Here is a 26148-nt window from a genome sequence, read left to right as displayed (position 1 = left end):
GAACCGTCCGACCCGGCCGCCGCCGGCGGTCAGCCGTACGAGACGTTGGAGCAGGGGTCGTCGTCCGCGGAGCGGGCCTCGTTGGCGACGCTGGACGGCAGGGCGGTGGGCACCGCACCGGCCGAGCCGGCCGCGGCGCCGGAGGCGTAGTCCATGCCGAGGACCAGGCTGATGCCGGCCTTGGTGGAGGACTGCAGGGTGGCGCCGGGGAAGAGCTGGGCGACCAGCTGGGCGTTGGCCTTCTCGCCGGGGCCGTACTGGACGAGCGTGGTCTCGTGGTTCTGCGCCGCCGCATTGCCCCGGCTGGTGACGGTGAAGCCGGAGCCGGTGAGGGTGGCGGCCGCCTTGGTGGTGAGGCCGCTGGTCAGGGTGCCGTTGTAGACGCCGAGCCTGATGCCCGCGCCGTTGACCGCGACCGGGGTCGGGCTGGGGCTCGGGGCCGCGGAGGCACTCGCACCGGCGCCCGCGCTGGCGTCCTGGCCGTCCAGGGTGCGGTCGGCCTTGAGGGCCTGCCACAGGGTGTCGACGTCGGGGTGGACGAGGTCGATCCGCGAGCCGGAGAACTTCCAGGGCGTGGTCAGGAACTTGATGTTGTGGAGGTCGATGTCCTTCATCTGCGTGGCGAAGGAGATCAGCTTGGTCGGCGAGTTCAGCCCGGGGTCGACGATCATCGACTTGGTGGCGGCGTCGGCGAGCGGCAGCAGCGTGGTCGGGTCCATGCCCTTGCTCTTGACGCTCTTGATGAGCGAGGCCATGAAGGCCTGCTGACGCTTCATCCGGCCCACGTCGGAGCCGTCGCCGATGCCGTGCCGCAGCCGGACGTAGTCGAGCGCGGCCTTGCCCTGGACCTTCTGCTCGCCCTTGGGGTAGAGCTGCTTGCCCTTCTTGCCGAGGTTGGGGTTGAGGTCCCCCTCGTAGATGGCGTTCGGGAGGCAGACGTTGACGCCGCCGACCGCCGCGGTCATCGCGGAGAAGCCCTCGAAGTTGATCACCATGGTGTGGTCGACGCGTATGTTCGTGAGCGCCTCGACCGTGTTCTGGGTGCAGGCGGGGTTGCCCTCCTCGGTGTTGCCGGTCGAGAAGGCGCTGTTGAACATGACGTCGGACTTCTTCTTCGTCCAGCTGCCGTCCGGCAGCTTGCACGGAGGGATGTCGACCAGGGCGTCGCGGGGGAAGGAGACGCCGACGGCGTGCTTGTGGTCGGCGTAGACGTGCAGCAGGATCGTGGTGTCCGAGCGCGCGCCGCCGTCCTCGCCGCCGCCGAGGCTCTTGTTGTCGCCGCTGCGCGAGTCGGAGCCGATCAGCAGGACGTTGATCGGGGTGTGGCCGTTGGCGTCGGGGGTGGCGGCGTCCGGGCGGTTCTTGCTCAGGCCGTCGCCGTCGAACGCCTTGATGTTGCCGCTGAACTTCAGGTAGAGCGCGCCGCCCGCGGCGGTGACCAGGGCGAGCGTGGTCACCGCGACCCAGACCACGGCCTTCTTCCGCCCGCGGGGTTTCTTCCGGGCGCGTCTGGCCTCGGCCCGGCTGCCGGGCCCGCCGTCGTCACCGCCGCGGCCCTGCTGGGCGCGGCGGGCCTCGGCTCGCCCGCCCTGGCGGGGTACCGGGCGCTCCGACTCGTCGCCGCGGCGCGGGCGCGGGGGCTCGTCGCCGCGGCGCGGGCGCGGGGCGGCGGGGCGGCGCTGGGGCGCGGAGAAGTACGCGTCGTCGCGCTGCGGGGCGTCGCGGCGGTAGCCGTCCTGGTAGGAGGCATCGTCGTGCCACCAGCCGGCGTCATGTTCCGACGCCCCCGCCCTCTGGCCTGACATTCGTACACCTTCCACCGGCGCAGCCAAACACACGACCGCAGCAGGGCACCGTGGTGGGGTACTGCCGCGTGAGCTTCTGCGGAGCATATAAAGGCATCAATGAAGAGTCACGGCCCGGGCCGCCGATTGCACAATCGGACAAGCCCGGTGTGCGGCTCTCGAAGGAGATGCGACGAACTCGGGAGTAGCCGATTCTAGGTCGGTTGCCGGTGCAGTCCAGTTGTAGGATGACTGGGCAAGCCGACCTCTGCGCTCGGAAGGGAGCCGCCATGCCCGGTCGTACCGACGGTCTGCACGCCGCCGGCCGCCGTTCCCTGGTGGACGAGACCATCGAGCAGCTGCGCGAGCAGCTCGGCGCGGGTGCCTGGGCGGTCGGCGAGCGCATCCCCACCGAGCACGAGCTCGCCGAGCGGCTGCAGGTCGGCCGGAACACCGTGCGCGAGGCCATCCGGGTGCTGGTGCACGCCGGCATGCTGGTCTCCCGGCAGGGCGAGGGCACCTTCGTCCGCTCCACCAGCGACCCGGCCGCGGTGCTGCGCGGCGTGCAGCGCTCCGGCGTCCGCGACGTCCTGGAGGTGCGGGCCGCGCTGGAGGCCGAGGCGGCCCGGCTGGCCGCCGTCCGGCACACCCCGGAGGACATCGCCCGGATGCGGGCCGCGCTCGCCCGCGAGGCCGAGGTGATGGCCGCCCACCCGGAGCGGGCCGGCCGCGAGGCCACCGTCGAGCACGACCTCGAGTTCCACACCGCGGTGGTGGACGCCGCGCACAACCCGGCCCTGGCCGAGCTCTACCGCTACTTCGGCGCCTCGGTGCGCGAGGCGATGCGGACCGCGTTCGGTGACCACGAGATGCCCGAGATCTCCCTGGAGACCCACCGGGCGCTGGTCGACGCGGTGGAGAGCGGGGACCCGGACCGTGCCGAGGCGGCCTGTCGCGCACTGCTGGCGGGGCCGACGGCCGCCGTCGAGCAGCTGATCGCCGCCATCGCGGCCCGGAAGTGACGACGGGCCCGCCCCCGTCCCCCTTCCTGACGCCCCGACGCACCGAACCCGAGAGAGCCCACGCAACCATGGCGGTCACCCGTACTCCGCAGCCCGTCGCCACCCAGGTGGTCCGTACCCGCACCGCCCTCGCGCACCCCGCACTGATGCTCGTCGGCATCCTGCTCGTCGCGCTCAACATGCGGGCCTGCCTGGCGGCGATCTCCCCCATGGTCGGCGAGATCCAGCGGACGCTCGGGCTGTCGGCCACCGCGAGCGGCCTGATCACCACCGTGCCGGTGCTGTTCCAGGGCGTCGGGGCGCCGCTCACCCCGCGGCTGACCCGCCGCTTCGGCGCCGAGCGGGTGGTGCTCGGCGCGGTGCTCACCCTCGGCGCGGGCGTGCTGCTGAGGGTGCTACCCTCGGCGGCCGCGCTGTACGCCGGGTGCGTGGTGATCGGCGTGGCGATCGCCGTCCTGAACGTCTCCATGCCGGGCCTGGTCAAGCGGGAGTTCCCGCACCGGGCGGCCGCGATGACCGGCGTCTACTCCACCACCATGCTGGTCGGCGCCACCCTGGCGGCCGGGGTGTCCGTCCCGCTGGAGCACGCGCTGGGCGGCGGCTGGCGGGCCTCGCTGGGCGCCTGGTCGGTGCTGGCCGTGGTCGCGGCCGTCGCATGGCTGCCGCAGCTGCTGAACTCCCGCCGCCCGCAGGCCCCTGCCGTGCCGGCGCCGGCCGCCGCGGCCGCGAAGGGCGCGGGCCCCTGGCGCTCGGCGACGGCCTGGCAGATCAGCGCCTTCATGGGGATCTCGTCGCTGCTGGTGTACAGCCTGGTCGCCTGGATGCCCACCGTGCTCGCCGACCACGGCATGGACCGCGGCGAGGCCGGCCTGGTCTTCGCCTTCTCCAACCTGGTGCAGGTGGCCGGGGCGTTCCTGGTGCCGCTGATCGCCGGCCGGATGACCCGGCAGCGGGCCCTCGCCGTGACGATGGCCGGGCTGAACGCGGCCGGGATCGCGGTGCTGCTGCTCGCCCCGGTCTCCGGCGCCTGGGGGGCGGCGGCCGTCCTCGGGGTGGCCCAGGGCGGCTCGCTGGGGCTGGCGCTGGCCTTCATCGTCCTGCGCACCGACAGTGCGGCCGGCGCGGCCGGGCTGAGCGGGATGTCCCAGGCGGTCGGCTACCTGGTGGCCGCGGCCGGGCCGGTCGGCGCGGGTGCGCTGCGCCAGCTGACCGGCGGCTGGACGGTGCCGCTCGCCCTGCTGCTGGTGCTGGCCGCGGCAGCCGGTGCGGCGGGCTGGGGAGCGGGCCGGAACACCACCGTCCGCTGACGGGGCACCGAGGAGACGACGGCCGCGGGGCGGGAGGTACGGTGCCGTACCCCCCGCCCCGCGGCGGTCCCGAGCCCCCTCGGGCGGCTACTCCTCGCCGGCCAGGGTGAGGCCGCCGAGCCGGACGGCGGCCAGCACCGTCGCTGCGACGGCGACCAGTGCGAGCATCGGAGCGGCCACCTCCAGGGCGACGTCCGCGGCGATCGCGCCCTCGACGGCCAGCGGCTTGGCCACCGCCAGGCCCCACTGCTGGACGCTCAGCGTGCGGGCGCCGGGCACGAAGTTGCCGACCAGGCTCTCCCAGACCAGCGCGTAGCCGAGGCCGGCCACCACCGCATGCTTGGTGACCACGCCGAGCAGCAGGAAGAGCGCGCTGTACGCGGCGCCGGAGACCAGGGCGCCCACGGTGTACGCGACGGCCACGCCGTCCCGGGTGCCGCACAGCAGCAGGCCGGCGACCAGGATCGGCAGGGCCGAGAGCAGCCAGGTCGCGAAGACCGCGACCGCCAGCTTGGTGGTGACGATCGAGTGCCGCGGCAGCGGCTTGGACAGCAGGTAGACGATCGAGCCGTCCTCGATCTCGGTGGCGATCACGCCCGTGCCGACGACCAGCGAGAGGATCGGCAGCAGGGTGCCGAGGCCGAGCCGGCCGACGACGGTGGCGGCGAGGTCCTCCGGGGTGTCGGCGGTCAGCCGGGCGATCACGGCGACGAGCAGCAGCAGGGCGGGGACGACCAGCAGCAGGATGCCGCGGCGGCGCCCCAGCAGGCCGCGCGCGGTCAGCCTGGCGACGGTCACGTTCACGGTTCGGCCTTCCTTCGGGCGTGGTTCGGGGGTGGTCAGGAGTGGTCGGGAGTGGTCGGGAGTCGGCTCAGGAAGCGACGAGGTAGGAGAAGACGCTCTCCAGCGACTCGTCGGCCGGGGACACGGTGTACAGGCGGATGCCGGCGTCCCGGGCGACCCGGGGGAGCAGGGTGGTGAAGCCCTGGAAGTCGACCGCCTGGATGCGCAGGGCGCGCTCCTGCCCGTCGAACTCGATGCCGGTGGTGGAGCCGTCCGCGATCAGGGCGGCGGCCAGCCGGCGGTCGTCGCTGGAGCGGACGAGGTAGCGGTGCGGGCGGTTGGTCATCAGCCGCCGGATCTTGCGGAAGTCGCCGGAGGCGGCGTGCCGCCCGGCCACCACGACCTCGATGTGCCGGGCGAGCTGCTCGACCTCCTCCAGGATGTGCGAGGAGAACAGCACGGTGCGGCCCTCGGCGCCGAAGCGGCGCAGCAGCTCCATCAGCTGGAGCCGCTGGCGCGGGTCCATGCCGTTGAACGGCTCGTCGAGCAGCAGCACGGCCGGGTCGTGGACGAGCGCGGAGGCCATCTTGACCCGCTGCTTCATGCCCTTGGAGTAGGTGCCGGTCTTGCGGTCCTGGGCGTACTCCATCTCGACCAGGGCGAGGGCGCGGCGGGCGGCCGCGGCCGGGTCGGCGAGGCCGTGCAGCTCGGCGTTGGCGAGGACGAACTCCCAGCTGGTCAGGTAGTCGTACATCGACTCGCGCTCGGGGACGAGCCCGATCGCCCGGTACGCCTCCTGATTGCGCCAGATCGGCACGCCGTCCAGCGCGACCTCGCCGGCGGACGGCGGCAGGAAGCCGCTCATCATGTGGATGAGGGTGGACTTGCCGGCGCCGTTCGGGCCGAGCAGGCCGGTGACGCCGGGCCCGATCTGCATCGAGACGTCGTTGACGGCGACGACGTTGCCGAACCAGCGGGAGACCCGGTCGATGGTGATGACTGCCATGGCGAGCTCTCAGATCTTCCGGTAGCGGCGGTCGGTGAACCAGTAGCAGGCGACGGTGAGCAGCACGATCTCCGCGCCGAAGAGCACGGCGGCACCGGCGCCGGGGGCGTGCACCACGCGCGAGTTGGCGACCAGGCCGAAGACCTGGTTGGTGAAGCCCTGGACGAGCCAGCTCGGGGAGAGCATCGCGGCCCAGTTGGCCTTCTCCGGGACGTCGGCGTAGTCGCCGCCGCCCAGCGCGTAGACGATCAGGGCGATGCCGCTGCTGACCACCATCACGCCCATGATCGAGGCGACGCCGAAGCCGCGGCGCGGGGTGCAGGCGGCGATCAGCAGGCCGATCGAGGAACCCACCACCGCGTACAGCAGTGCGGCGGCCAGGCCGAAGAACAGGTGGCCGGTGTGGTGGCCGAAGTCCTGGCGGCCGAGCAGCGAGCCGAGGTACAGCACCAGCAGCGGCGCCGCCATGACGATCATCATCGCGCTGATCATCGCGGCGAACTTCGCCCGCACGTAGTCGGCGCGGGTGATCGGGCGGGAGAAGTACAGCGGGACGGTGTTGTGGCGGAGGTCCCTGGAGAGCAGCACCGGCGCCTGGGCGGCCAGGAAGATCCAGGTCAGCATGCCGGTGGCGTCGAGGAACTCGGTGTAGTCCAGGATCGGCTTCTCGATCTTCATGACGATCTGGACGGCCGCCACGACGACGGCGATCATCAGCGGAATCGCCAGGACGATCATGGGCAGCACCTTGGAGCGCCCGGAGCGGCCGAGCCCGAAGGCGGCGCGCAGGCTCTGCTCGAACAGCGAGCGGGTGGCGTAGCCGCGGCCGAGCCGGGGCCCCTCGTACCGGCGGTAGCCGATGTTGTGGATCACGCCGCCGTCGGCGGCGGTGCGGGCGTCAGGAGACGGCTGCATCTGCGGGACCTCCCGTCCGCTCGGTGCCGTGCGCGGGCCGGGTGAAGATCTCGGCGACCCGGTGCCGGCGCTGTTCCAGGCGCACCAGACCGAGCCCGAGACCGGCCACGGTGTCGCGGACGGTGTCGTAGGTGCTCTCGTCCTTGATCTCGACGAGCAGGATGCGGGAGCCGTCGGTGCCGACGGTCAGCCCGGCGGCGGCCAGCCGCTCGCGGACGGCGGCGTCCGGGTCGGCGATCTCGTCCTGCGGGTGGTCGGTGACCTCGACCGCGAGGAGCTGGGTGGCCTCGGTGAAGGAGGCGGTGGAGGAGGAGCGCAGCAGCCGGCCGCCGTCGATGACGACCAGGTGGTCGCAGGTGCGCTCCAGCTCGCCGAGCAGGTGGGTGGTGACCAGCACGGAGATGCCGAAGTCGGTGTACACCCGGCGGATCAGGCCCAGCATGTCGTCGCGGCCGACCGGGTCGAGGCCGTTGGTCGGCTCGTCGAGCAGCACCAGCTGCGGGTCGTGGACGAGTGCCTGGGCGAGCTTGACCCGCTGCTTCATGCCGGTCGAGTAGCCGCCCATCGGGCGGTACCGCTCCTCGTAGAGGCCGACGTGGCGCAGGATGTCGGCGGTGCGTTCGCGGGCCGCGGCGGCCGGCAGGCCGGACATCCGCGCCATGTGCACCACGAACTCCGTCGCGGAGACGTCGGGCGGCAGGCAGTCGTGCTCGGGCATGTAGCCGACGCGCTCGCGGATCGCGGCGCCCTCGGTGGCGATGTCCAGGCCGAGCACGCGGCCGGTGCCTGAGGTCGCCGGGGAGAGCCCGAGCAGGATCTTGATGAGGGTGGACTTGCCCGCACCGTTGGCGCCCACCAGGCCGACCACCCCGGGCTGCACCTCTACGGTCAGCTGGTCGAGGGCGGTGACCCGCGGGAACCTCTTGGTGAGGCCGTCCGTTGCGATGACAGTGGACACGTCCCTCAACGTAGTGGTGCCGCGCCCGCACGGGAATGAGCTGGGATGACGAGCCCGCCCTGATCCTTCGGGATGACGCGGAGGGGGCGTCCCCTAGGGGTCGCCCCCTCCGCACGACCGGGGCCCGGACGGCGCCGGGGCGGTTCGTCAGCGCAGCATCTGCGACTGCAGCAGCGCGACCTGACGGTAGGCCTGGACGGCGACCCCGTCCGGGTTGGTCATCACGATGCCGGCGACCACGTCGCCCTGCTGCAGGTACGCCGCCCGGGCGGTCGGCCCGTTCTTCGCCTTCTGGTCGCCCGCCTGCGTGGTGAGCATCGACGTGGGGAGCGACGGGTCGACCTCGACGTCGGCGCTGTGCAGCGCGGGGACGCCCTTCGGCTCGGACCAGCCGATCTCGCCGAACAGCCCGTGCGCCTCGTTCTGCGAGCCGAACCGGAACAGCCAGATGTCGGTGCGGGTGCCGTCGGCCGCCGTCCAGGTCCGGCGGGTGGCGGCACGGCAGGCGTACTCGGCCATTGCCGCGTCGAGCCTGGCCCGGGCGCCGTCGCCCGCGGCGTAGTCGGTGCACGCCAGCCACGGCACACCGGCCGCGGCTGCGCTCGCACCGCTCGGCGCGGCGCCGGCCGCGGCGGGGCTCGCGGCCTTGCCCGTCGCCGTCGGCTGTTCGAGCACGGCTCCCCGGGGCGGCGGCAGCAGCAGCCCGCGCAGGTCGGCGTAGTGCCGACCTGCGGCGGCCACCTGCCCCGGGTCGGGCTTGCCCGAGGGCAGCTGGGGGAGCGTCAGCGGCGGGAAGGCGTACCGGCCGTCCCCGGGGGTGGCCAGGCCGGGGATGTCGGTGCGGTCCGGCGCGGTGACGGCCAGCGCCGCGGCCGTACCGGACAGCAGCAGGACCAGTGCGACCGCGCCCCAACGCAGCAGGGCGGCGCGGGTGCGGCGGCGGTCGGAGGCGGCGGCCTCCAGCAGCTCCGGGGCAGGGCTCCAGGCGTCGCCGGCCACCGCGGGCGGCCCCGGCTGCTCGGGCCCGGGCTGCGGCGGCACGGCGGCGGCCGGGGGCGCTGCGAGGACCTCCGGCGCCGCGGTGGGAGCGGCCGGGGGTGCCGCCGGGGGCACGTGGCCGGTGGTGTCGGTCATGCGGACGCTCCGGGGATGGCCAGCCGGTCGAGCTGCTGGGCGAAGAGGGGGACGATCCGGTCCTTCGGCAGCGGGGCGATGCCCTCGACGTGGAGCACCACCCGCAGGTCGCCGAGCGCGGCCGAGCACTCCAGCTCGTCGATCTCCGCGCCCGGGGCGAGGTCCGGCAGGTAGCAATGCGCCTCGGGGTGGCCGGGGATCGGCGGTCCGACCCGGAACAGGCCGGAGTCCGACCCCAGCGCGGCGACCCAGGCGTCGTGCGCCTTGACCGCGGCCTGGTGGTACTGCAGCAGCCAGACGGTGGCCTGCATGCTGCCGTCCTCGGCCGCGAAGCTGCGGACACCGCCGCCCTTCAGCGGGATCTCCTGCCAGGCCTTGCGGACGGCGTCCTGCAGCTTGGCGGGCAGGCCGCGGACCTCGTCCTCCACCCATGCCTTGCGCTGGGCCTCGGTCAGCTCGGTGTCGTTGCCGAACGCGCCCGAGTCCGCACCGAGCCGGAAGCCGGCGGGCACCGGCAGCAGCAGGTCGCGCATCGAGCCGAAGTGGGTGCCGTTCTGCTGCGCGCCGAAGGCCGGGCCCGCCGAGGCGGTCGGCGCGCCGGACGGCTGCGCGGTCGCGGCCGCGGGCGCCGGGGAGTCGTCGAAGCCGACCTCCAGGATGCCGAGGCCGATGCCCACGCCGAGCAGCGCGGCGGCGGCCACGGAGGCGGCGGCACGGACGGCGAAGCCGGCCCGCCGTCCGGCCGGCCCCGGCTCGGCCGGGGCGTGCACGGCGGGCTCCGGCGCGGCCGGCCCGGGCTGCGCCGCGGGCTCGGGCTGCGCCGGAGGGCCGGCCAGGGTGGGCTCGGGCTGCGCCGCGGGCTCGGCGCCGGCCGGGTTCATGGTGGTGTCGCTCACTTCAGCCGCTCCCACTGACGCTTCGCCAGGTCCTTGATCTCGTTGGCATCGACCGGGTTCGGGGAGAAGACCGTGATCCGCATGACCACCGAGCCGCGGACGGCGGTCGCCAGGCCGTAGTAGTACTGCTCGGTGCTCTCGGCGTAGTGCGAGGCCTTCTTGGGGGCCTCGTACTGTCCGTTGACCGTGCCGTCGATCTTCCCGCCGTCCTCCGGGACGTTGATCGTGTAGGCCAGGGTCGCCGGGCCGACGTCGTCCGGCCCGAACTGGATGAGCTCGATCCGGTAGAGGACGTCGCCGCGGCGGTATGCGAGCAGCGCGTCCCGGCGGAAGTGGTACTGCATCAGGCGGCGGAACTCGCGCTCCGAATTGCCGACCAGCATCGCCTTGTCGCCGGCCCGCAGCCAGCCCGAGGCGTCGCCGAACCCGTTGTTGTCCCACTCCTGGGCACCGGCGGGCCGGTCGACGAGCAGCTTGCGCAGGTCGCCGTCGATCGCGAGCGGCTTGGGCTCGGCGGCCGCGGCGAGCGCCGGGTCGAGCGGCGCGGTCGGGTAGTGCAGGGTGTCGACGGCCAGCGGCGGCAGCGGCGTCTGCGGACGCGCGGCCTGAACGGCGTAGCCGACGCCGGCACCGAGCACCGGACCGAGCAGCACGGCGGCGAGCAGCAGCCGGGCCGTCCGCGGCGTCCGGGCGGCGGAGGAGCCGGACGGTGACGCCGCATCGGGTGCGTCGGCCGATTCGGGGATGTCGACGGGGTCGGCGTGGCCTGACGCACCGTCGGCCAAGACCGGTGCGGGCTGCGGCGGCGCGGGCTCGTCGGGCACCGGGGTCGACGGGGTCTCGGTGGTCACGGGGTGCTCCTGGTCGGAGGGGGAGGGTGCCGGGTCCGTCCCCGGCCTGGGCTCAGCCACCGGAGGCCAGCCGCTCGCGCTGGCGCTTCATGGCGTCGACCAGCAGTGCCTTGTCCGGGGTGCCCTTCACGTACACGGTGACCTCGTACTCGATGTCGCCGGAGAAGGAGACGCCGACCATCTCGCCGGTCCAGGCCTCCTGTTCGGGCTTGAGCATGATGCCCTGGGCGGCGCCGTCACCGGGGATGTCGAAGGTGTCCCCGTGCTTGAAGGTCAGCCCGGCGGCGAACTCCTTGGCCATCTGGCGGCTCTTGAAGCGCATCAGGCGGACGTACACCTCCTGCGTCCCGTCCGCGGTGCGGTAGCGGCGCTCGGCCGCGTCGTTCTTGTAGCCGTACGAGCGCAGGACCTCCGGCATCTCGGACGGGTTGCTGAACTCCTCGGAGACCTCGTCGGTGCTCAGCTTGGCGCCGTCCGGGGAGCCGTAGGACTCGGCGCCGGCCGGCAGCGGCAGCAGGAAGTAGCGGATGTCGCCGCCGTGCGTGGAACCGTCGACCGTGCCGTGCAGGGTGCTGGTCGGCACGGGTGCCGCGGAGGGCTTCGCCGTGGGCGGGGCCGCCGCGCTCGGGGACGCGGAGGCGGAGGCGCCGGAAGCCGACGCGGAGGCGGTGGCGGCGGGGGCCGCGGCCTGCGCCGTGTCGTCCGGACGGCCGACCGCCACCGTGGCGGTGGCACTGAGGGCGGTCACGGCGAACAGGCCGGCCGCCGCCAGCGCCACCGACCGCGGCGACCGGCGGACGGTGGCCGCCGCGGTGCCGCCCTCGGGGACGGTGCCGGGCTGCCCGGCGTCGGGCACCTGGTCGGCCGGGGCCTCGACGGCGGGTTCGGCAGTGGGCTCGGCGGGTGCGTGGGCGGCAGGTGCGTCGCCGGCCGCCGGCGGCACGGCAGGCTCGGGCGGCGCGTTGTCGGGCGCAGACAAGGGACTCCCCAGAAAGGCAAACGGATTGCCGCGCGCGGGCCGGACGGGTCACCCCCGGTTCGCCGACGTCCGAGCCTCTGACCACGCGTGTCCGGGAATTATGAGAGTCCGTTGCATGAGGCGACAACAGAGTTGTTCGAGACATTCCACTCGACGCCCGCACATGTCCGACACGTCGTGATCGAACCGCAACGGTACGGCAGTTCCGCCGGTGTCACTCCTCTCCGGTTCCGGGCTTCGCCGCTCCCGGTCCGGCTGCCGACGGACCGTCGGCCGGTGGGCCCGCCTGGGCGGGGACGTCGGCCTCGGGCCAGGGACGCAGACCCGCCGCGGCGGCGAGCGAGACGTCCAGGCTCTCCCGGCGGATGCGGCGGTCGATGTACAGCAGGCCGTTGGTCAGCGGGGTCAGCGGCATGGTCAGGGCGGTGGCCGCCACGAGGCCCACCGCCACGCAGAACAGCATGACCACCAGGGCGCCGAGGGACGGGGCCGTGGGCTCGCCGTACGGGTCGGCCGGGTCCTCCCCCATGGACGAGAACAGCGTCACCAGGCCGACCAGCATGAACGGGGCCAGTGCGATCTGGGCGGCGAACGAGCCGATCAGGCTGACGACGTACGGGATGCCGAAGCTGCGCCACCAGTTGCCCTCGTTCAGCCGCCAGGCGCGGCGGAGCGCCGCGAGCGCGGTGGTGTCCTCCATCACCAGCACCGGCACCTCCAGTACCAGGCGCACCTGGACGTAGACCGCACCGGCCCAGCCGGGCACGGCCAGGAGCAGCGCCACCGCCGCGGTCGGGTCGCCGTGGGTGGCGATGCCGATCAGCACCGCCGGCAGGTAGGACACCAGCACGATGCCGGTGGCGATGCCGCCGACGAGGAACTGCGAGACGACGACCCGCCACACGGCCGGCCGCGCCTCCGCCCAGATCTCCCGGCCGGACTTCCGGCGGCCGATCACCGCGTACCGGAGCACCACGGTGGCGGTGGCCGAGGACACCGCGTACAGGGCGGTCAGTGCGGCCGCCAGCACCAGGAAGGCGGCCGCCGCGACCGAGAGCAGCGCGACGAGGTCACCGGTGGCGGGCGTCTCCGTCGCGATGATCGCCCGGTACGGGCCGTCCAGCACCAGGAAGGCGACGACGGCCAGCACACCGAACACCACCAGCGAACCCAGTGCCGTCCACAGCAGCGGGACGAACAGCGCCGCCGGGTAGCGCTGCACGGTGGCGAACACGCCGGAGATGATGTCGCCGATCTTCAGCGGACGCAGCGGCACCACCCCCGGCTGCGGTGCCGGGGCCGCCTGGCCCCAGGGCACCTGCCCTCCGCCGCCGCCCGGGCCGAACTGCGGCCCCTGCCATTCACCGTGGCTGCTCATCGCCGGTCCTCTCCCCCTCGACCGCCGCAGTGCGCGGCGCGACACCGAAGCGTAGAAGGCAGGAGGGACGGTGGCCGGACGGGCCCCGGGTCAGCCCAGCTGGGCCAGGCCCTCGACGGCGATCTCCTCGAAGACGGCGAGGTCGTTCTCGAAGATCGAGTCGGGGACGGGCCAGTGCACCACCAGCTCGGTGATGCCGAGCTCCCGGTAGGTGCCGGCCCAGTCGACGAAGGCGTCCAGCGAGGCCAGCGGCTTCTCCGCGGTCGAGCCCTGCAGCAGCACCTTCTCCAGTCCGGCGACGTCGCGGCCCTGTGCCTCGCAGGCAGCGGCGAGCTTGGCCAGCTGCGCCTCGATCACCGCCGGGGCCTGGTCGACCGGCACGTCCGCCGGGCCGCGCGGGTCGCCGTAGGTGACCCAGCCCTGGCCGTGCTCGGCGGCCAGCCTCAGCCCGCGGGGGCCGGTCGCCGCCACGTAGAACGGCACGCGCGGCCGCTGCACGCAGCCGGGGATGTTCCGCGCCTCGACGGCCGAGTAGTAGCGGCCCTCGCTGGTGGTGGCGTCGCTGGTCAGCAGCTCGTCCAGCAGCGGCAGGAACTCGGCGAAGCGGTCCGCCCGCTCCTTCGGCGACCACGCCTCCTGCCCCATCGCCGTCGCGTCGTAGCCGACCCCGCCGGCCCCGATCCCGACCGTCAGCCGGCCGTCCGACACGTCGTCGACGGTCAGCAGGTCCTTGGCGAGGGTCACCGGGTGCCGGAAGTTCGGCGAGGTGACGAGCGTGCCGAGCCGCATCCGCTCGGTCGCCGCAGCGGCGGCCGTCAGGGTCGGCACCGCGCCGAACCACGGCGCGTCCCGGAAGGACCGCCACGACAGGTGGTCGTAGGTGTAGGCGGCGTGGAAGCCGAGTTCTTCGGCCCGCCGCCAGATCTTCTGCCCCTCGCCCCACCGGTGGATGGGGAGGATCACGGTACTAAGACGCATGGCCCCGACCCTACGCGTACGCCCTGCGGGCGGGCCCCGAGCCGCCACGGCGGCCGAATGCACCACGTCGTGCGCGTGCCCGTCAGTCCGCGGGTCCGGGCACCACGGGGGCGGCGAGCAGGTCCCGCATCGACTCCGCGGCGCGGACGGCCGCGTCGCCGCAGCAGTTGTTGAACAGGACGTGGACCTCGCGGGCCCGGTCGGCCATGGCGCGGATGCGGGGTGTCCAGGACGCCAGTTCTTCGGGCGTGTAGGCGTGGCGGAACCTGTCCTCCTTCGAGCCGGTCCCCCAGGCGGGGCTGCGTCCGTGGAAGCGCACGACCGCGAGCCGGCCGGAGGTCACCGGGGTGACCGGGGGTACGGACGCGGGGAGCGTCTGCACCACGTCCACGGCCACGGCGGCCATCCCCAGCTCCGCCAGCAGGTCGGCGGTGTGGGCGAAGTGCGTCTCCCGCCACCAGTCGGGATGCCGGAACTCGACGGCCACGGGCCATCCCGCGGTGCGCTCCCGGCAGCGGCGCAGGAACGCCTCCGCCGGCACGCCCGGGGCCAGCCGCGGGGGGAACTGGAAGAGGACGGTCCCCAGGCGTTCCGCCCGGCGCAGGGGCTGGAGGGCCTCGCTGAAGCGGCCCCACACCTCGTCGAGCAGTCCGGGGTCCGGCTCCGTCCGGCCGCGCTGCCGGGCGAGGGCCGGCCGCAGATCGGCGGGCAGCGATGCCGACCGGGTCGGGTGCCCGGTGAGCAACGAGAACGCCTTCACGTCGAAACGGAAACCGGCCGGCGAACGCTCCGCCCACAGGACGCCGTTGCGGGTGCTGGGCAGCCCGTAGTAGGTGGCGTCGACCTCCACCACCGGGAACTGCGCGGTGTAGTACCGCAGCCTGGCCTCCGCGCCGCGATGGCCCTCCGGGTACCAGCCACTGGCCACGAGCTCCCGGTCCGTCCATGAACACGTACCGACACGGATCTCTCCCATGCCCCGCGTCTGCCCGGTACCGCGGAACCGACGCCAGGGGTCCGGGGCCGGCTGCGGGTCCGACCCCGACCGCGGGGTCTCAGGCGGTGTAGCCCTGGAGGTCGACGACGACGTCGGTGGTACCCGCGTGGTTGTAGACCTCGATCCAGCCGTCCGCGGAGACCGGGACGAGGGCGAGGTTGGGCTTGATGTCGCCGGCACCGAAGTTGACCACGGAGGTGGCGGGTCGGGCCGCGCCGGCGGCGTAGGCGGTGAGGTAACCGGTGGCGGTGGTGCGGGCGGCGGTGAGGTTGACCAGGACGGCCCTGGCGCCCAGGGGGACTCCCGCCGTGTCGGCCACCTTGATCCGGACGGTGCCGCCCGGACCGAGGGTGCGGTTGCCGGACCGGGTGTCGAGCAACCGGGTCGGCGGCGTGGCGACGAACGGCGTCGGCCCCTGAAGCTTCGTGCCCCACCCCACGAGCACGGGGCCGCCGGCGTAGAAGCCCTGGATGTCGGCGATCAGGTGGACGCTGCCGCTGAAGTTGTACAGCGTCACCGTGCCGTCCACCGCGACCGGCACAGTCACCTGGTTGGCGACGGTCCGGCCGGCGGGAAAGTTGAGGCTGGAGGTGGTGGGCGGCAGCGAGGCCGGGGCCGCGCTCACGTAGCCGGCGACGGTCGGCTCGGTGGCCGTGAGGTTCAGGGTGACCGCCCCGGCCGTCTCCGGTACGCCGGCACGGCCGCGGACCTGGAAGCGGACGGTGCCGCCCGGCCCGACCTTGCCCGCGGGGGCGCCGGTGCCGTTGCGGGTGTCGAGGAGGCGGGTGGGCGCGACGGGCGCGACGTAGCTGCCGAAGGACTCGGTGGAGTAGTAGCCGGCGATGTCGGCGATCAACTGCACGCCCATGGAGTGGTTGTAGAACGCGATGGTGCCGTCCGGGGCGACGGGCACGACCACCGCGTTGGCGACGGTGCCGCTCGCCGGGAAGTTGAGGCTGGAGGCCTGCGGCCTGGACGTGACGCCGTCCCAGGCGGTGATGTAGCCGCCGTCGAAGGCGTTGGTGGCGGTCAGGTTGAGCAGCACGGCGGTCACCTTGCCGCCGCCCGGGACCTTGGCGGTGTTGGCGACCTGGAGCCGTCGGGTCTCGTCGGTGCGGAGGAAGCCGTCACCGCGGCGGGTGTCGAGGACGCGGAAGGGCTCCAGGGCGACGAACGCGCTGCCGACCGTCACCACGGACGAGGCCTTCGCGGTCCGGCCGGCGGTGTCGGTCAGCGTCAGGGTCACCGTGTAGGTGCCGGGCTTGGCGTAGCCGTGCGACCCCCTGTCGTCCGAGGTGCCGTCGCCGTAGTCGAAGACCCAGGACTTCAGCGGCCACGGACTGACGCTGCCCGTGGTGTCCGCCCTGATCGCGAGGGTCTTCGGGGAGTCGCCCATGGCGTAGGCATCGTCCTGCCGGGTGACCGCCAGTCCGGCCACCAGCGGACCGGCCTCGGCGACCCTGACCGTGGTGTTGCGGCTGACGGTCGTCCCGGACTCGTCGGTGGCGGTGGCGGTGACGTTGTACGTGCCCGGCTTGGTGTACCGGTGGCGGGTCACCGGGGACTCGACGGGCACCGGCGAGGTGCCGTCGCCGAAGTCCACCTTCGCCGTGGCGGTGTACCAGGGGGAGTCGACCGCCACCGTGGCGGCGATCTGCATCGGGTCGCCGCTGTCGACCTCCTGGGCGGCGCCGAGCGTCAGCGAGAGCGGGTCCTGGAGTTCGTAGGCGCCGCGGTCGTGGTGGCCTCCGCCCCGGCCGGTGTCGGCGACCAGCGGGTTGTCGACCTTCGGCTTGCCCGTCAGGTCGGTATCGAGCTGGCCGCGGGCGCCGGCGTCCGCGGAGTCGACGAGCGGGGAGGAGGCCGGGGCCCCCTGCCAGGCCGGGCCGCTCCAGGCGAGGTCGTGCTCGCCCTGCTGCGTGGCGGTGTGGAGGGCGGCCGCGTCGGCGTAGGGCTGATCGGCCCAGACGTAGCGGCGGCTGCTCTTCTCCGTGACGGTGTTGTAGTCGGCGACCGTGCCGTCCGCGGAGTCGGTGGACACCGCCAGCCCGACCTCGTTGACGGCCGGGCAGGTCGGCGGGCCCGACTGGTACGGCACCAGCACGTTGTTCTCGACGGACGACCCGGGCGACCCCGAGGACAGTTCCACCGCCACGCCGCACCGCGCGCCGACCGAGTTACTCGTGACGGCCGTCCGGGGGGAGGCGGTGACGGCTATGCCGCGGTTCTGCACGGCCTGCACGGCGTTGGTGGTGATGACGGCGTCGGGGGTGCCGTCGACCGTGATGCCGTCCCGGTCGGACTGGACGATCGTGCGGCTCAGGGTGACGCCGCTGCCGCCGGTGATCCGGACCGCCGCACCCTGGCCCCGGTAGGGAGCCTGCACCCGGAGGCCGTCGAGGGTGGTGCGAACCGCCCCGGTGGCCCGGACCCCTTCGCTGTCGGCCTGGATGCCGAACTGCTCCACCCTGACGTCGTGCACGTCGGTCAGGACCAGCCCCTGGACGGACGCGGGGGCGCGGCCGCGCCCGGTGATGGTGATCGGCCGGTCCGCGGTGCCCGAGCGGGTGAGGCGGACCTCCTCAAAGTAGATGCCCTGGACGGCGACGGTCTGCCCGGGCTGGACGACGGCAGTGGCCGCGGCGACGGTGCAGAACGGCACTGCCTCACTGCCCGCGCCCTCAGCAGTGTCGGAACACCCCTTGGCGCTCCGGTTCACGTAGAGGTGGGTGGTGTCTGCCCGGGCGGCGGAGGCCAGCGGCAGACCGGCGCCGACGGACAGGACGAAGGCGGCAAAGCCGGCCACTCGGGCAGCACGCAAGACGGTTCCCTTTCAGGGCGGTGAAGTCGGTGCTCAGCGTTGCGAGTTCGCCCCGCGCCCAGTGGGTCCACGGCACCAGCCGCCCGATCATGGCAGATGCGCGGTAGGCGATCCAATCGTTTCACCCGCCTTCCCGGCCGGAATGTGACCTACCGACAGCACGGCGCCGAGCGGTTCCGGGCATCATTCATATCTGATGATGATTTAGTTGTTCTCCGTGACCAGTCCATTCATACGAAAGACAGCTGCCGTCTGCGGGCTCGCCTCCGCGCTGCTCCTGGCCGGCTGCAGCAGTTCGGACGGGGGTGGCACGGCCGCCCCGGTGCCGTCCGCCCCGGTGCCGTCCGCCCCGTCCGCCGCCGGCTCCTCGGCGTCGGGTGCACCGCTGGTGGCGGAGGCGCCGGACGCTTCGGCGCTGGCCGCCTCGGTGGCGCTGAAGCCGCAGGAGTGGGCGGCGGGCTTCGTCGGCGGCGAGCCGTACGAGTCGGCGCGGCTCGTGGAGCGGATGGTCGACACCTCCTGCGAGTACGTGCCGAACTCCCAGGGGACGGGCCGGATCGGCACCATGGCCCGCACCGTGCGCCTGCCCGCGCAGGCGGGCGGCAGGAGCGTCGCGGTGTACGCCCGCTCCACGGCGGACGTCTACGTCCGGGCCGAGGACGCGCACGAGGCGGTGTCCGCGCTGCGGACCGACGCCCGGCGATGTACCGAGGTCGTCGACCAGGAGTACGGCCGGAAGTACCGGGGCACCCGCGAGGTCGCGCCGCCGCGGACGGCCGCCGCGGACGAGGTGTACGCCGAGGAGGGGCAGGCGGCCCTGATCGGAGGTGCGGGCGATTTCCCGTTCGTCCACCTGGCGGCCCGCAAGGGCACGGTGGTCGTCGACGTGTTCGTGGACGTGGAGCAGGGGCAGGGGGTGGCCGCCGCCCGCGACCAGTCCCGCAAGGCGCTGGCCGCCCTGCTGGCGAAGCTGCCCGACCGGTAGGGCGGGGCTTCCACCCGGGCGCGGGCGACCGCATCCCCCGCCGTCCCGGGAGTGGGCGCCCCCGTCCCTCCGGGCGGAACGCCCCCTCCCGGGGCGCCGCCGCCGTACGCGAAGATGGACCGGTGACCGCCACCCCGCCCCGCGCCCGCCTGATCGCCACCGACCTGGACGGCACCCTGCTGTGCCGCGGCGGGACCGTCTCGGACCGGACGGCGTCCGCACTCGCCGCCGCCGAGCGGGCCGGCCTGCAGGTGGTCTTCGTGACCGGCCGGCCGCCGCGCTGGATGGCGCAGCTCAGCGGGCACATCGGCGGGCACGGCGTGGCCATCTGCTCCAACGGCGGCGCCGTCGTCGACGTGCACCGCGGCGAACTTCTGGAGTCCTTCCCGCTCGGCCCCGAGGAGACGCTGGCGGTGGTCCGCGCCCTGCGCGAGGAGCTGCCCGGCACCGCGTTCGCCTTCGAGTTCCCCGGCGGCTTCGCCCGCGAGCCCGAGTACACCCTGGTCATGTGGGAGTCCGACAAGGAGCACCCGGTCGCCCGCGCCGAGGAGCTGATCGCCGGCGGACAGGTCGACGGCCTGTTCAAGGTGCTCGCCAAGCACTCCGAACTGGACCCGGACACCTTCCTCGTCCGGGCCCGCGAGGCCGCCGGGCACCTGGCCGAGATCACCCGCTCCAGCCCGATCAGCCTGCTGGAGATCAGCGCCGCCGGGGTCACCAAGGCCAGCACCCTGGCCCGCTGGTGCAAGGAGCAGGGCATCGACCGCAGCGAGGTCGTCGCCTTCGGCGACATGCCGAACGACCTGGAGATGCTCGCCTGGGCAGGCACCTCCTACGCCGTCGCCAACGCCCACCCGGACGTGCTCGCCGCCGTCGCCCAGCACACCGTCAGCAACGAGGACGACGGCGTCGCCGCCGTGGTCGAGACGCTCTTCTGACCCCGGGACGCCCTTCCGACCCGCGGGCGGGAGCTCACAGCCGGGCCGTCCAGCGGACCCGGGTGCCGCGGCCGCGCGGGCCCGCCTCGTGCCAGGCGTCCCCGCCGAGCGCCTCGGCCCGCCGGGTCAGGTTGCGCAGCCCGCTGCGGCGACCGCCCTCCGGGATGCCCACGCCGTCGTCCGTGACGGTCAGCAGGACACCCGGCCGGCTGCTCTCCAGCGCCGGCGGGTCCGCGTCGAGCGGCCGGCCCTCCGCGTCCAGGTGGACGGTGGCGTCCACCTCCACCGCCACCCGCGACGCCCGGGCGTGCCGCGCCGTGTTGGAGAGCATCTCCCGCAGTGCGGCCAGCAACTGGCGGCCCGTCCCCTCCCCGACCAGGCTCTCCACCGGGCCGGTGAAGCACACCGACGGCTTGAAGCCGAGCGCCGCCCCGGCCTGGCTCGCCTCCCGCAGCACCCGGGTGCGCAGGGTGTCCGGCTCGTCCCCGGTGTCGTGCTGCAGGGCGTAGATCGTGGTGCGGACCTCCTGGATCGTCGCGTCCAGCTCGTCCACGGCCTTGCCGATGCCCGTCCGCACCTCCGGGACGACCGCCCGCCGGGCCGCGCCCTCCAGCATCATCCCGGTCGCGAACAGCCGCTGGATCACCAGGTCGTGCAGGTCCCGGGCGATCCGGTCGCGGTCCTGGAAGACCGCCAGGCGCTGCTGGTCCCGCTGGCCCTCCGCGAGCCGCAGCGCCAGCGCCGACTGCGAGGCGAAGGTCTGCGCGAGCTGCTTCTCGCCCTCGGTGAACGGCGCCGCCCCCCGGTTGCGCCACACCACCAGACCGCCCAGCACCCGGCCCGCCGACACCATCGGCACCGCCATCGACGGGCCGAACCGGCGGGCCAGCCGGATCACCACGTCCGGATCGGTGGACATGTCGTCGAAGTAGACGCTCTCCCCCGCCAGCAGCCTCCCCGCGAACCCGCCCTCCGGCATCAGCTCCCCGCGGACGAACTCGGCGGCCTCGCCCGAGGCGTGCGCCACCCGCAGCCGACCGTCGCCCGTCGGCAGCAGGATCATCCCCAGCGCACCGGCCGCCAGGTCCCGGACCTGCTCGGCGGCCACCGTCAGGGCGACCTCGGCCTCGTCCGTGGAGAGCAGCGCGGTCGTGACCGCCGCCGCACCCGCGATCCACCGCTCCCGCCGCCGGCCCGCCTCGTACAGCCGGGCGTTCTCGATCGCCACCCCGGCGGCCGTGGCCAGCGCCTGCACCACCTGCTCGTCCTCCGGGGTGAAGCCGCCGCCGCCCTGCTTCTCGGTCAGGTACAGGTTGCCGAACACCTCGCCGCGGACCCGGATCGGCACCCCCAGGAAGGACGTCATCCGCGGATGGTGCAGCGGGAAGCCCACGGAACGCGGGTCCTGGCTCAGATCGGCCAGCCGCAGCGCCTCCGGGCGGTCGATCAGGGCACCGAGGATGCCCCGGCCGGACGGGAGGGCGCCGATCCTCTCGGCCGTGCGGTCGTCGATGCCGACATGGATGAAGTCGGAGAGGCCCGTGCCCTGCGGGGAGATCACGCCGAGGGCGGCGTACTCGGCATCGACCAGCTCCGCGGCCCCGGCGGTGATCCGCTGCAGGGTCGCGTGGAGGTCCAGGCCCACGCCGACGGAGACCACCGCCTCCAGCAGCCGCTGCATCCGGTCGGTGACCGCAGCGGCCGACTGCAGCCGCTCGGACACCTCGCTGACCAGGGTCTCCAGGCCGAGGGAGGCGATCTCGGGAACGCGATGCGGCTCCATGTCCCGAGCGTAGCTCCGCAGGGGAGCGCCCTCAGGGCTCACCACCAGGGGCGCGGCGACCTGCGCAGCCCGGGAACGGATACCCGTACGGACACGGGCCGGCCTCGGATCCGTGCAGTGACCCTCATCCGAATTGCGCAGTTCCGCGCCCCTGTGGGTGAGCCCCTCCCCCTGGCCGGCTCGCTGCCCGTCAGGGCTGGAGGGCGAGTTCTCGGTGGAGGAGGGCGGCGAGGCGGGTGTCGGGGCGGGTGGTGAGGTCGGACCAGCGGCCGCGTTCGGCGATGCGGCCGCGGTCGAGGACGAGGACCTCGTCGACGGTGGTGTCGTCGAGGCCGGCGAGGCGGTGGGTGATGAGGAGGGTGGTGCGGCCCGCGGTGGCGGCGAGGAGGTCGGCGGTGAGGGCGTCGGCGGTGGGCAGGTCGAGGTGTTCGGCGGGCTCGTCGAGGATCAGGACGGGGAAGTCGGCGAGCAGGGCGCGGGCGAGGGCGAGCCGCTGCCGCTGGCCGCCGGAGAGGCGGGCGCCGTGTTCGCCGACCATGGTGTCGAGCCCCTCGGGGAGGGTGTCGACCCAGGGGAGCAGGCGGGCGGCGGCCAGTGCGTCCCGGAGGGCGGCCTCGTCGGCGTCGGGCCGGGCGAGCCGGAGGTTCTCCCGCAGGGAGCTGTCGAAGACGTGGGCGTCCTGGGCGCAGAGCCCGACGACCCGGCGGACGTCCTCGCCGGTGAGGGTGCGGGTGTCGACGGCGTCGGGGCCGAGGGTGATGCTGCCGGCGCTCTGGTCGAGGAACCGCAGCAGGGCGTGGGCGAGGGTGGTCTTGCCGGAGCCGGAGGGGCCGACGACGGCGATCCGGCGGCCGGGGGTGAGGTCGAGGTCGATGCCGTGCAGGGCGTCGGTCCGCTGTCCGGGCCAGCGGGCGGTGAGGCCGCGGACGGTGACCGGCAGCGGGTCGGCGGGCAGCGGTCGGGGATCGGCGGGTTCGGTGACGGGTTCGGGGGCGGCGAGTACCTCGTCGAGGCGGGCCCGGGCGGTGCGGCTGCGCTCGCGGAAGCGGACGGCGGTGGGCATCCCGGCGACGGCCTCGAAGGCGGCGAGCGGGGTGAGGACGACGACGGCGAGGCAGACGCCGGGGAGGGCGCCGGTGGCGACGCCGTGCACGCCGGCGGCGGCGGAGAGGACGACGGTGAGGCCGGTGACGAGGGCGGTCAGCCCGGCGCCGAGGGCGGCGCCGGCAGCGGAGCGGGCGGCGAGGCCGGTGAGGTCGGCGTCGGCGCGGCGGACGGCGGCGAGCCGGCCGGGGAGGGCGCCGGCGACGGTGAGTTCGGCGGTGCCGGTGAGGGTGTCGACCACGGAGGCGGTGAGCGCGCCGCGGGCTGCGGCCTGCCGGCGTTCGGCGCGGCCGGAGATCAGGGCGGCGAGGGCGGGGACGGCGGCGCCGGCCAGCAGCAGTCCGGCGGCGAGGACGGCGCCGGCGGCGGGGAGCAGCAGGCCGAGGGCGGCGGCGGAGCCCGCCGAGACGAGGACGGCGACCGCGGCGGGCAGCCGCCAGCGCAGGTGGTGGTCCTGAACGGCGTCGACGTCGGCGACGAGCCGGGCGAGCAGGTCGCCGCGGCGGTAGGCGGGGAGGCCGGCGGGGGCGAGCCGTTCGAGGCGGCGGTAGACGGCGACGCGCACCCCGGCGAGGGCCTTGAGGACGGCGTCGTGGGAGACCAGGCGTTCGGCGTAGCGGAAGACGGAGCGGCCGATGCCGAAGGCGCGGACGGCTGTCACGGCGACCATCAGGTGGAGCACCGGCGGCATCTGGGAGGCGCGGGAGATCAGCCAGCCGGAGGTGCCGAGCAGGGCGACGGCGCAGCCGAGGGCGAGGGTGCCGAGCAGGACGGCGGTGGCCAGCCGGGGCCGGGTCGGCGGCCGGTGCTCGGCCTCGTCGTCGTCGGCGGCGGGCCGGACGCGGGTGCCGGGCCGGGCGGGGGCCTCGGGCAGGGGTGCGGCGGGGGTGTCGGCGGCGGGGCCGGGCAGGTGGTGGATGCGGTCGGCGGTGTCGAGGAGGGCCGGCCGGTGGGCGACCAGCAGGACCGTCCGGGTGCCGTGCAGGGCGCGGACGGCGTCGACGACGGCGGCCTCGCTGGCGGGGTCGAGGTTGGCGGTGGGCTCGTCGAGCAGCAGCAGGGGCCGGTCGGTGAGCAGGGCGCGGGCGAGGGCGAGGCGCTGGCGCTGTCCGGCGGACAGGCCGCTGCCGCCCTCGCCGAGGAGTGCGTCCGGGTCGGCGAAGTCGAGGGCGTGGGCGGCGGCGAGGGCGGCGCGGACCTCGTCGTCGGTGGCCGCTGGCCGGGCGAGCCGGACGTTGTCGGCGACGGTGCCGGCGAACAGGTGGGGGTGCTGGGGCACCCAGGCGATCTGCTGCCGCCAGGCCGCCGGGTCGAGGTCGGCGAGGTCGTGGCCGCCGATCCGGACGGTGCCGGCGTCGGGGCCGACCAGGCCGAGCAGGACGGCGAGCAGGGTGGACTTGCCGGCGCCGCTGGGGCCGGTGAGGGCGGTGGTGGTGCCGGGCTGCAGGGTGAGGGTGGCGCCGTCGAGGGCGGGGGCGCTGCGGCCGGGGCGGGTGACGGTGACGCCGTCGAGCTCGATCTGCGCGTCGGCGAGCGGCGGGACGGGCCGGGTGCCGGCGGCGGGCAGCGGGGTCTCCAGGACGTCGAAGACCTGTCCGGCGGCGGTGAGCCCCTCGGCACTGGAGTGGTAGAGCGCGCCGACCTGGCGGATCGGCAGGTGGACCTCGGGGGCGAGGACGAGGACGAGGAGCCCGGTCTCCAGGTCGAGGCTGCCGTCGACGAGCCGGAAGCCGATGGAGACGGCGACCAGGGCGACCGAGAGGGTGGAGAGGAGTTCCAGGGCGAAGGAGGAGACGAAGGCGATCCGCAGGGTGCGCAGGGTGGCGCGGCGGTGGTCGTCGGTGATCCTGGCGATGGTGCGTGCCTGGGCCTTGGCCCGGCCGAAGACCTTGAGGGTGGGCAGGCCCGCGACCACGTCCAGGAAGTGGTGGGAGAGCCGGGCGAGGTGCTGCCACTGCCGGTCCATCCGGGCCTGGGTGGCGAGGCCGATGAGCACCATGAACAGCGGGATCAGCGGCAGGGTGACGGCGATGATCGCGGCGGAGACCCAGTCGGCGCCGAGGATGCGGGCCAGCACGACGGCGGGGACGACGACGGCGAGGGCGAGCTGCGGGAGGTAGCGGGCGAAGTAGTCGTCGAGGGCGTCGATGCCGCGGGTCGCGAGGGCTGCGAGTTCGCCGGTGCGGCGGCCTGCGAGGTACTCGGGGCCGAGGGCGGTGGCGTGGTCGAGCAGCCGTCCGCGGAGGGTGGACTTGACCCGGGCGACCGAGCGGTGGGCGGTGAGTTCGGTGAGCCAGGCGACCGCCGCCCGCCCGGCCGCGGTGGCGGCCAGGGCGAGCAGCGGTCCGGTGAGGTCGTACCGGTGCTGCTGGAAGGCGCGGACGACGATCTCGGCGATCAGTCCGGCCTGGACGACGACCAGGACCGCGCCCGCCCCGCCGAGCAGGACGGAGCAGACGAGGAAGGCGCGGGTGGCGGCGGCGTACCGCAGCAGGCGGGGGTCGACGGGCTTCATCAGTGCTGCACTGCCGCGGGGATGTGCTGGACGCCGATCCGGCGGCGGAACACCCAGTACGTCCAGCCCTGGTAGAGCAGCACGAGCGGGGTGAAGACCACGGCGACGACCGTCATCACCTTGAGGGTGTACGGCGAGGAGGCGGCGTTGTCGACGGTGAGGCTGAACGCCGGGTTCAGGGTGGAGGGCATGACGTCGGGGAAGAGGGCGAGGAAGAGCATGGCGGTGGCGGCGGCCACGGCGGTGCCGGAGAGGGCGAACGCCCATCCCTCCCGTCCGAGCTGATTGGCGGCCAGGGCGCCGGCCAGGGCGAGGACGGCGACCACCAGGGCGGCGAGGCTCCGGGCGTCGCCGGAGTCGGCCTGGGTCCAGATCAGGAACGCGGCGGCGAGGACGGCGGTGGCGATGCCGAACTGCAGGGCCTGGGCGCGGGCGCGTTCGCGGATCTCGCCGACGGTCTTGAGGGCGGCGAACACGGCGCCGTGGAAGGTGAAGAGCACCAGGGTGGTGAGCCCGCCGAGGATCGCGTACGGGTTCAGCAGGTCCCAGAAGGTGCCGGCGTAGTTCTTCTGCGCGTCGATGTCGACGCCGTGCACGATGTTGGCGAAGGCGACGCCCCACAGGAAGGCGGGGATCAGGGAGGTCCAGAAGATGGCCTGCTCCCAGTTGCGCTGCCAGCGCTCCTCGGTGCGCTTGGCCCGGTACTCGAAGGCCACGCCGCGGACGATCAGGCAGACCAGGATGACCAGCAGCGGGATGTAGAAGCCGCTGAAGAGGGTGGCGTACCAATCGGGGAAGGCGGCGAAGGTGGCGCCGCCCGCGGTGAGCAGCCAGACCTCGTTGCCGTCCCAGACCGGGCCGATGGTGTTGATGAGGACGCGCCGCTCGGTGGTGTTGCGGGCGAGGGTGCGGGTGAGGATGCCGACGCCGAAGTCGAAGCCCTCGAGGAAGAAGTAGCCCGTCCACAGGACGGCGATGAGGATGAACCAGAGGTCGTGGAGGTGCATGGTTTCC

At 74.2% G+C, this 26148-nt stretch carries 20 protein-coding genes; 4 read left to right on the top strand and 16 right to left on the bottom strand.

Translation table 11 applies throughout. The annotated features are described in order from the left end of the window. Nucleotides 1-29: 29 nt before the first annotated feature. Complete coding sequence (locus tag AB0M03_RS30990) at nucleotides 30-1805, bottom strand: LCP family protein (RefSeq protein WP_363497414.1); 1776 nt, start codon at nucleotides 1803-1805, stop codon at nucleotides 30-32. 269 nt (nucleotides 1806-2074) lie between these two features. Here AB0M03_RS30990 and AB0M03_RS30985 point away from each other — a divergent pair, with 269 nt between their 5' ends. Continuing rightward, nucleotides 2075-2806: a FadR/GntR family transcriptional regulator gene (locus tag AB0M03_RS30985; protein ID WP_363497411.1), complete on the top strand. Its 732-nt coding sequence runs from the start codon at nucleotides 2075-2077 to the stop codon at nucleotides 2804-2806. 68 nt (nucleotides 2807-2874) lie between these two features. Then, on the top strand, nucleotides 2875-4113 hold the full coding sequence (locus tag AB0M03_RS30980; protein ID WP_363497408.1) for an MFS transporter: 1239 nt from the start codon (nucleotides 2875-2877) through the stop codon (nucleotides 4111-4113). A gap of 87 nt (nucleotides 4114-4200) precedes the next feature. Here the strand turns inward: AB0M03_RS30980 and AB0M03_RS30975 are convergent, their stop codons facing one another. The 12 genes from AB0M03_RS30975 to AB0M03_RS30920 form a co-directional block, all read right to left on the bottom strand. After that, nucleotides 4201-4917 carry an ABC transporter permease gene (locus tag AB0M03_RS30975; protein WP_363497405.1) on the bottom strand — a complete coding sequence of 239 codons (717 nt, stop codon included), beginning with the start codon at nucleotides 4915-4917 and terminating at the stop codon, nucleotides 4201-4203. 67 nt (nucleotides 4918-4984) lie between these two features. After that, the gene (locus AB0M03_RS30970) at nucleotides 4985-5902 is read right to left on the bottom strand and encodes an ABC transporter ATP-binding protein (RefSeq protein ID WP_363497402.1); all 918 of its coding nucleotides are present in this window, start codon (nucleotides 5900-5902) and stop codon (nucleotides 4985-4987) included. 9 nt (nucleotides 5903-5911) lie between these two features. After that, on the bottom strand, nucleotides 5912-6817 hold the full coding sequence (locus AB0M03_RS30965; RefSeq protein WP_363497398.1) for an ABC transporter permease: 906 nt from the start codon (nucleotides 6815-6817) through the stop codon (nucleotides 5912-5914). Then, complete coding sequence (locus AB0M03_RS30960; protein WP_363497395.1) at nucleotides 6801-7775, bottom strand: ABC transporter ATP-binding protein; 975 nt, start codon at nucleotides 7773-7775, stop codon at nucleotides 6801-6803. Before AB0M03_RS30960 ends, AB0M03_RS30965 begins: the two co-directional genes overlap by 17 nt. Nucleotides 7776-7922: 147 nt before the next feature. Then, nucleotides 7923-8909 (bottom strand): hypothetical protein, encoded by a 987-nt coding sequence (locus AB0M03_RS30955; protein ID WP_363497392.1) that lies wholly within the window; start codon nucleotides 8907-8909, stop codon nucleotides 7923-7925. Continuing rightward, nucleotides 8906-9805, bottom strand: a complete 900-nt coding sequence (locus AB0M03_RS30950; RefSeq protein ID WP_363497389.1) for a hypothetical protein — start codon at nucleotides 9803-9805, stop codon at nucleotides 8906-8908. Before AB0M03_RS30950 ends, AB0M03_RS30955 begins: the two co-directional genes overlap by 4 nt. After that, nucleotides 9802-10656, bottom strand: coding sequence for a hypothetical protein (locus AB0M03_RS30945; protein ID WP_363497386.1), 855 nt, complete (start codon nucleotides 10654-10656; stop codon nucleotides 9802-9804). The genes AB0M03_RS30950 and AB0M03_RS30945 overlap by 4 nt, the downstream gene beginning before the upstream one ends. Nucleotides 10657-10708: 52 nt before the next feature. Next, complete coding sequence (locus AB0M03_RS30940; protein ID WP_363497384.1) at nucleotides 10709-11635, bottom strand: hypothetical protein; 927 nt, start codon at nucleotides 11633-11635, stop codon at nucleotides 10709-10711. Nucleotides 11636-11849: 214 nt separating this feature from the next. Then, nucleotides 11850-13013 (bottom strand): hypothetical protein, encoded by a 1164-nt coding sequence (locus AB0M03_RS30935; protein ID WP_363497381.1) that lies wholly within the window; start codon nucleotides 13011-13013, stop codon nucleotides 11850-11852. Between the two features lie 90 nt (nucleotides 13014-13103). Further along, nucleotides 13104-13991 carry an LLM class flavin-dependent oxidoreductase gene (locus AB0M03_RS30930; protein ID WP_363497379.1) on the bottom strand — a complete coding sequence of 296 codons (888 nt, stop codon included), beginning with the start codon at nucleotides 13989-13991 and terminating at the stop codon, nucleotides 13104-13106. Nucleotides 13992-14073: 82 nt separating this feature from the next. After that, entirely contained in the window at nucleotides 14074-14967 is an 894-nt protein-coding gene (locus AB0M03_RS30925; RefSeq protein WP_363497376.1) for a DUF72 domain-containing protein, read from the bottom strand. A gap of 79 nt (nucleotides 14968-15046) precedes the next feature. Next, a complete protein-coding gene (locus tag AB0M03_RS30920; RefSeq protein ID WP_363497373.1) occupies nucleotides 15047-17809 on the bottom strand; it encodes a PKD domain-containing protein in 2763 nt (920 codons plus the stop codon). A 217-nt stretch (nucleotides 17810-18026) separates the two neighbouring features. Here AB0M03_RS30920 and AB0M03_RS30915 point away from each other — a divergent pair, with 217 nt between their 5' ends. Together AB0M03_RS30915 and AB0M03_RS30910 are read left to right on the top strand one after the other, a co-directional pair. Then, nucleotides 18027-18794 (top strand): hypothetical protein, encoded by a 768-nt coding sequence (locus AB0M03_RS30915; RefSeq protein ID WP_363497370.1) that lies wholly within the window; start codon nucleotides 18027-18029, stop codon nucleotides 18792-18794. A gap of 122 nt (nucleotides 18795-18916) precedes the next feature. Beyond that, complete coding sequence (locus tag AB0M03_RS30910) at nucleotides 18917-19732, top strand: HAD family hydrolase (protein ID WP_363497367.1); 816 nt, start codon at nucleotides 18917-18919, stop codon at nucleotides 19730-19732. Nucleotides 19733-19766: 34 nt separating this feature from the next. On the opposite strand, the gene AB0M03_RS30905 is transcribed toward AB0M03_RS30910, so the two are convergent. From AB0M03_RS30905 to cydB, 3 genes are all read right to left on the bottom strand, one after another. Continuing rightward, nucleotides 19767-21413: a GAF domain-containing protein gene (locus tag AB0M03_RS30905; RefSeq protein WP_363497434.1), complete on the bottom strand. Its 1647-nt coding sequence runs from the start codon at nucleotides 21411-21413 to the stop codon at nucleotides 19767-19769. 292 nt (nucleotides 21414-21705) lie between these two features. Then, nucleotides 21706-25134 (bottom strand): thiol reductant ABC exporter subunit CydD, encoded by a 3429-nt coding sequence (cydD, locus tag AB0M03_RS30900; RefSeq protein WP_363497364.1) that lies wholly within the window; start codon nucleotides 25132-25134, stop codon nucleotides 21706-21708. Then, nucleotides 25134-26141: a cytochrome d ubiquinol oxidase subunit II gene (gene cydB, locus AB0M03_RS30895; RefSeq protein WP_363497361.1), complete on the bottom strand. Its 1008-nt coding sequence runs from the start codon at nucleotides 26139-26141 to the stop codon at nucleotides 25134-25136. The genes cydD and cydB overlap by 1 nt, the downstream gene beginning before the upstream one ends. Nucleotides 26142-26148 lie beyond the last annotated feature (7 nt).

Source organism: Kitasatospora sp. NPDC051914 (genome assembly GCF_040680995.1).
Lineage (GTDB): Bacteria > Actinomycetota > Actinomycetes > Streptomycetales > Streptomycetaceae > Kitasatospora.
This window is presented reverse-complemented; position numbering and strand designations above follow the sequence as displayed.